The sequence below is a fragment of the Neglectibacter sp. X4 genome, assembly GCF_009917365.1.
Lineage (GTDB): Bacteria > Bacillota > Clostridia > Oscillospirales > Acutalibacteraceae > Acutalibacter.
Genome location: NZ_QWLE01000037.1, coordinates 22298 through 28852 on the forward strand (window position 1 = coordinate 22298; position 6555 = coordinate 28852).

Sequence of the window (6555 nt, forward strand, 5' to 3'; positions counted from 1 at the left end):
TATGGTAAATGAAAACGCGATTCGGGGCATCGTCCTGCTGGGCATGCTGGCCTGCGCGGTGATAGGGTATCTGCTGGGCAGCGTGAACACTGCCATCATTGTCACCCGGCTTTTCAAGCAGAAGGCGGATATCCGGAACTATGGCAGCGGCAATGCGGGCATGACCAATGTGCTGCGCTCGGTGGGCAAGCTGCCGGCCCTGCTAACCTTTATCGGCGATTTTCTGAAAAATGTGGCGGCTGTACTGCTGGGCTGGCTTGTGATGGTTTTGATTCTCCAAGTCATTCTGGACGGCGAGAGTCCCGAACTTATCCAGGCAGGCAAATACATCGCCGGGGTGTTCTGCGTGATAGGCCACATTTTCCCCCTGTACTACGGATTCCGAGGGGGCAAGGGGGTGGCTACGGCTGCCGCCATGATCCTTATTGTGGACTGGCGCGTTTTCCTGCTGGTCATCGCCACCTTCCTCATCACATTTATCTGGAAGCGCATCATTTCCCTGGCTTCCATCCTTTGCGCCGCCGCCTACCCTGTCTACACCTTCCTTATTATCTATTTCTTTGATTACAGATCTGATGGGTGTTCCCTGGGTTATCTGCTGTTTATCACAGGCGTTTCGCTTTTCTTAGGCCTGCTGGTGCTCATCAAGCACCGCTCCAACATAGGGCGCCTGCGCCGGGGAGAGGAAAAGCCTGTGGCCTTTGGAAAGAAGTGAGAGTTGCCCCCAGCGGCTCAAGAATCTCCAAAAACCTTCTCGTTTGCTGTGGAAAGGAGCGTACTTATGGACTGTGTTTTTAAAACCCCGGAGGGCAATTTCAACTACCGGGTGGCAGGGGTTGTTTCCCGCCAGAACCGCCTGCTGGTTATGACTGAAAAAAATATCCCCCACTGGTATCTTCCCGGCGGGCGGGTAAAGCTGCATGAAAGCGCCGAAGCCGCCCTCAAGCGGGAATTTGCAGAAGAATTGTATCTCCCCGCAGAGATAAAGCGGCCTCTGTGGCTGGTGGAAAGCTTCTTTATGCTGGAAGGGAAAAATGAAAAGTTTCATGAACTTTGCCTGTGCTATTTGGCAGATTTGCCCTATGAAAACCTTCCCGCTACCGATACCTGGGAGCAGGCTGACAGCGACGGCGCCTCCCATATCTTCCGCTGGCTTACCCCCGAAGAAGTGCGCGGCGCAAGGCTTTATCCCGTATGCCTAAAGGAGTGCTTCCCAGCCCTGCCGGAGCACCTGGAGCTTGTTACGGTTTTTGAGTAAAAAACGCATTTTATGGGGAAAGCGCATGAATGGAAAGAGGCGTTTTTGTTTAAAATGCTTTAAACCGCTGGTTAAACTTGACTTTTTCGCCGCGATGTATTATTATAGAGTCCAACCCCCATACTAATTATGTAAATCGAAATCTTTCAGACCGGGTTTTCCGGCCGTTAGGAAGTGTAAATTTTGGATAAATATGTGATTCATGGCGGAAAACGCCTGGAAGGCGCTGTGGATATCAGCGGCGCAAAAAACGCGGCGGTAGCCATCCTGCCCGCAGTCCTGCTGGCAGATTCCCCTTGCAGGATTGAGAACCTGCCGGACATCTCGGACGTAAAAACCCTCACCTATATTCTGGAAAAGATGGGCGCGGAGGTGGAGTATCTTGACCGCCATACAGTGCTTATCGATCCCCGGCCTATTGCCACCAGCGGCGTGTGCGCTGACGATGCCCGGAGCATCCGGGCATCCTATTACCTTATAGGCGCGCTTTTGGGCCGGTGCCAGAAGGCTGTGGTGCCCCTGCCCGGAGGATGCAACTTTGGCGTGCGGCCCATTGACCAGCACCTGAAAGGCTTTGAAGCCCTGGGCTGTACCCACAGCCTGGACAGCGGCGGCATGATTTCCGTGAAAGCGGAAGGGGATCTGCGGGGGGCCAACATCTATATGGACGTGGTGAGCGTGGGGGCCACCATTAACATTATGCTGGCCACGGTAAAGGCCCGGGGCCTTACCATTATTGAGAACGCTGCCCGGGAGCCTCATGTGGTGGACTTGGCAAACTTTTTGAACATGATGGGGGCAGATATCCTGGGGGCCGGTACGGATACCATTAAAATACACGGCGTGCAGAAGCTGCGGGGTGCGGATTACTCCATTATCCCGGATCAGATAGAAGCTGGTACGTATATGGTTGCGGCGGCGGCCACTGGCGGGGACGTAACGGTGCGCAATGTCACGCCCAAGCATTTGGAGTCTATCTCTGCCAAGCTGGCGGAAATTGGCGCGACTATTGAAGAAGGGGATGACAGCGTGCGGGTATACCAAAAAGGCCCCTTGCGCCGCTGTACGGTCAAGACCATGCCCCACCCCGGCTTTCCCACGGATATGCAGCCCCAGATTACCACTCTGCTGTCTATTGTCAACGGAACAAGCATGGTGATGGAGAGCATTTGGGACAACCGCTTCAAATATGTAGACGAGCTGCGCCGTATGGGCGCCCAGATTACAGTTGACGGCAAAATGGCGATTGTAGAAGGCGTGGGCAAGCTGAAGGGCGCTCCTGTAAAGGCTTTGGACTTGCGTGCCGGGGCAGCTATGGTTATCGCGGGGCTGATTGCCGAAGGCACCACCCAGGTGGAGAATATCCAGTATATTGAGCGGGGCTATGAAAGCATTGTGGACAAGCTGGCAGGCCTTGGCGCAGATATCTATTTTAAGCGGGAGCCTGACCGGGACATGGCAAAGCTGGGATAAGTTCCCAAAACGATAATAATTTGGATATGTGGGGGAAGCCCGTGGGGTTTCCCCTTTTTTATGGAGGCTGGCGTATGGCAAGGGTTTGTCCGCTGTTTTCCGGGAGCACCGGGAACAGCTATTACATAGGAAGCAAGTCGGCAGGGGTGCTTATTGACGCGGGTCGCAGCGCCCGGCAGATGGAAGGGATGCTGAAGCTTTGCGGCATCGACCCGCTAGCGGTACACGCCATTCTGGTGACCCACGAGCACAGCGACCACGTGTCCGGCTTGCGGGTGTTTGCTAAAAAATACGGCGTGCCGGTGTTCTGCACTCCCGGAACCCTTTCAGCCCTGGGTACGGCTGCGGCGGAATTTGAGGCGCGGCCTTTGTGTGCAGAGCTTACAATAGGCGATATAGCAATTACCCATTTCCCTGTTTCCCATGATTGCGCCCAGCCTGTAGGCTATCGGATTCATACGGCGGACGGCAGGGTGGTTGCTTTGGCTACAGACCTGGGCTTTCTTTCCGACGAGGTGAAGGCCGGCCTGCTGGAGGCGGATCTGGTGGTGCTGGAATCCAACCATGACATTGACATGCTGCGGTTCGGCCCGTATCCTTACCCTCTGAAGCAGCGGGTGCTGTCAGACAGGGGCCATCTGTCCAACGCTGCCTGCGCTGCTTTTCTGCCGGAGCTTTTGCGGGCGGGCACCCGGCGTTTTGTATTGGGCCATTTAAGCCGCCAGAACAATACCCCGGAGCTGGCCCTCCAGACATCCCTTGCCTCCTTGGTGCAGGCGGGCTTTGTGCCGGAGGTGGACTTCCTGCTGGAAGCTGCGCCGGTGGAAAACCGGGCGGGGAAGTCTATTATCCTGTAAGGGGGGAAAGCTTGTGCTTTTAGTCAGGCTGGCCTGCGTGGGCAGGCTGAAAGAGGAATACTGGCGGCAGGCCGTGGCGGAATATGAAAAACGCCTGCGGCCTTTTTGCCGCTTTGAAATCCTGGAAATAGGGGAGAGCCGCTTGCCGGATAGTCCCACAGAGGGAGAGATCCGCCGGGCGCTGGAGCGGGAGGGAGAGCAGCTTCTGCAAAAGTCCGCCGGGCTTTTGTGCCCCCTGTGCATAGAGGGCAGGCTTTTGGATTCTCCGGGCATGGCGGTGCTGCTGGGGCAGGCCATGCAGTCCCCAGGCGCCGTCACCTTTTTTATAGGAAGCTCCTTTGGGCTGAGCCAGCAGGTGAAGCAGTCTGGCAAAGGTTTTTCCATGTCCCCTATGACATTCCCCCATCAGCTTGCCAGGGTGATGCTCTGCGAGCAGTTGTACCGGGGCTTTCAAATACAGGCGGGGACGAAATACCATAAATAGGGGCGAAAAAGCTTTGTGCATTTTGCACAATTGCTTCTTAGCAAGCATTCTCACAATAAAACCGATATTTTTTAAGAAGTTTTATGCAGGTTGTTGAAAGGTGTTGCTGTTACCAAATTGTAACCACTATATATGCCTGTTTTCACAAAGTTCCTATTGCAATTTTTTGATTTTAGGGTTATAATTCATAACAAACACAGGAGATGCCTGTCTGTCCCTTGTGCAAATACAACACAACAGGCGGGCGGTCGTCTCCCACACTCTAAATTTGCGGTTTGACCGCGAAAATCTAAGGAGGATCTACGCTATGAAAAATTGGCGGAAAGTCGCAGCACTGCTGCTGGCCCTGGCCCTGACAGTCTCCATGGCTGCCTGCGGCGGCGGGGAAAACTCTTCCAGCACGTCTGCTACTGACAGCAAGACCAGCAGTGCCGTATCCACGCCTGCTGAGAGCAGCGAAGCTTCCGAGCCCGCTGACGAAAGCGAGCCTGCAAGCTCTGAGGCCGGGGAAGAAGAGGATGATCCCATGGCCACTGCTACCACACCCCGTAATGAAACCCTGTACTATGGCGGTGAGCAGTGGGGCAAGCCCATCAACATGAACCCCCTGTCCAGCAACTCCGGCCTGATGTGCATGGAGCAGGATGACCAGGCCACCGTTATCGTCTGGGAAACCCTGTACATGTTCAACACCATTGACAGTAAGGCATATCCCCTGCTGGCTGACGGCGACTATGAGTGGAATGAGGATCGCACCCAGCTCACCTTCAAGGTAAAGGAAGCTGCCAAGTGGGATGACGGCACTCCTTTCACCGCTGACGACGTTGTAGCCACTTGGGATGCCCATGTAAAGTATGAGTCCGCTACAGGTATTGATTTCAGCCAGTACATTGAGGGCTTTGAGGCTGTTGACGAGCATACTGTCCTGATGAAAGGCAAGCCCGTTGATGATGAGAACTACAATCCCCTGAAGATGATGGAATACCTGAACAAGGTATACATGATGCAGAAGGCATACCTGGAGAAGCTGGACGGCGAGCTGAACGGCGACTCCGGTGAGATGAAGAACGCCACCATGTGGGATGCTCCCATTACCGGCGCATACCGTCCCACCACCTATGACTCCGAGCAGCGCGTTGTGTTCACCCGCAATGACGAGTACTGGGGCCAGGACGCCTCCATGTGGGGCAAGCTGCCTGTGCCGAAGTACATTGCCCACAACATGTACAAGGACAACTCCGGTTCCGCCCGTGCCTTTGAGAACGGCGAAATCGACATCAACCAGCAGTATGTAGCCAACCTCCAGGATATGTGGCTGGAGAAGGATCTGCCCATCTCCACTTACTATGATGAGCCTCCTTATCAGATGGCTGGCACCATGCCCAGCATCATCTTCAACACCCAGAAGCCCGGCCTGGATCAGAAGGTTGTGCGTCAGGCTATCGCCATGGCTATCGACTATGATCAGGTAGTTTCTTCCGCTATGACCGGTCAGTCCTACACCTTCACAGAGGTGCCCCGCACCCTGTTCAACCCCACTGAGCCTGAGCAGGCCCTGATTAAGGATCCCGAGGCTCTGAAGCCCTATCAGCATGCAGGCGGCGACGTTGAAGGCGCCAACAAGCTGCTGGACGAAGCTGGCATCACTGACACTGATGGCGACGGCATCCGCGAGTATGAGGGCCAGAACCTGGTGTTCAAGGCTGAGTGCCCCGATGGCTGGTCTGACTACCAGGCTGCTATCAACATCTGCGCTGCTGCTGGCCAGAACATCGGCATCAGCATCGAAGCTTACTTCCCCGAGTCTGCTACCTACACAGAAGACCAGCAGACCGGCAACTTTGACATCGTGGTAAACGGCTACGCTGGCGGCGGCATTTCCGCTCCTTGGCTGCGCGCTTACCAGACCATGTATGGCTTCGGCGGCAACTTCCCCGACACCATGACCTTCAACTACAGCCGTTACTACAACGCTGAGGTGGATGAGCTCTTGAAGCAGATCCCCCGTGAGACTGACGAGGCCAAGTTGAAGGATATGTGGGAGAAGCTGAACATCTTCTATCTGGACGATGTTCCCGCTGTGTCCGTTATGTATCGTCCCATCAACTTCCATTCCACCAATGAAACTGTCTGGACAAACTTCCCCCAGGCTGACGATGGAACCAATATCCCTCCCATGATCTGCTATGACGGCTATGGCTATGCCGCCATGTTCAATCTGGAGCTGGTTGAGGGCTAAAGAGGTTTTGCAGTACATTTCAGAAAAACTGAGATGAGCAAGGGCCTGTGCAGAAGAGGCCCTGCATAGAAAGAAGGCGGCGGAGAAAAGGTAATAGGACTTTCTCCGCCGCCAATTTCTATATAAGGATTGGTGAAAAGTACTGAAAAGGAAGCGTTGAACCATATTGTTTTAGGGAAAGCGGCTGAGGGAAGGAATCCCGGGAGCCGCCACTAAAAAGATGAGGTGATAGTGTTGAAAGGCT

6 protein-coding genes are annotated in these 6555 nt (G+C 54.6%); all 6 read left to right on the top strand.

Annotated features, from left to right (window positions below):
* The first annotated feature begins 1 nt into the window (after position 1).
* The 6 genes from plsY to D1841_RS12170 all read left to right on the top strand — a co-directional run bounded on the left by plsY (position 2) and on the right by D1841_RS12170 (position 6311).
* Positions 2-715, top strand: a complete 714-nt coding sequence (gene plsY / locus D1841_RS12145; RefSeq protein WP_160643396.1) for a glycerol-3-phosphate 1-O-acyltransferase PlsY — start codon at positions 2-4, stop codon at positions 713-715.
* A gap of 66 nt (positions 716-781) precedes the next feature.
* Positions 782-1258 (top strand): NUDIX hydrolase, encoded by a 477-nt coding sequence (locus D1841_RS12150; RefSeq protein ID WP_160643398.1) that lies wholly within the window; start codon positions 782-784, stop codon positions 1256-1258.
* A 183-nt stretch (positions 1259-1441) separates the two neighbouring features.
* Positions 1442-2731 (top strand): UDP-N-acetylglucosamine 1-carboxyvinyltransferase, encoded by a 1290-nt coding sequence (locus D1841_RS12155; protein WP_160643400.1) that lies wholly within the window; start codon positions 1442-1444, stop codon positions 2729-2731.
* A 74-nt stretch (positions 2732-2805) separates the two neighbouring features.
* Positions 2806-3588: an MBL fold metallo-hydrolase gene (locus tag D1841_RS12160; RefSeq protein WP_160643402.1), complete on the top strand. Its 783-nt coding sequence runs from the start codon at positions 2806-2808 to the stop codon at positions 3586-3588.
* 13 nt (positions 3589-3601) lie between these two features.
* On the top strand, positions 3602-4072 hold the full coding sequence (locus D1841_RS12165; protein ID WP_160643404.1) for a 23S rRNA (pseudouridine(1915)-N(3))-methyltransferase RlmH: 471 nt from the start codon (positions 3602-3604) through the stop codon (positions 4070-4072).
* 307 nt (positions 4073-4379) lie between these two features.
* Complete coding sequence (locus D1841_RS12170) at positions 4380-6311, top strand: ABC transporter substrate-binding protein (RefSeq protein ID WP_160643406.1); 1932 nt, start codon at positions 4380-4382, stop codon at positions 6309-6311.
* The last annotated feature ends 244 nt before the right edge of the window (positions 6312-6555 follow it).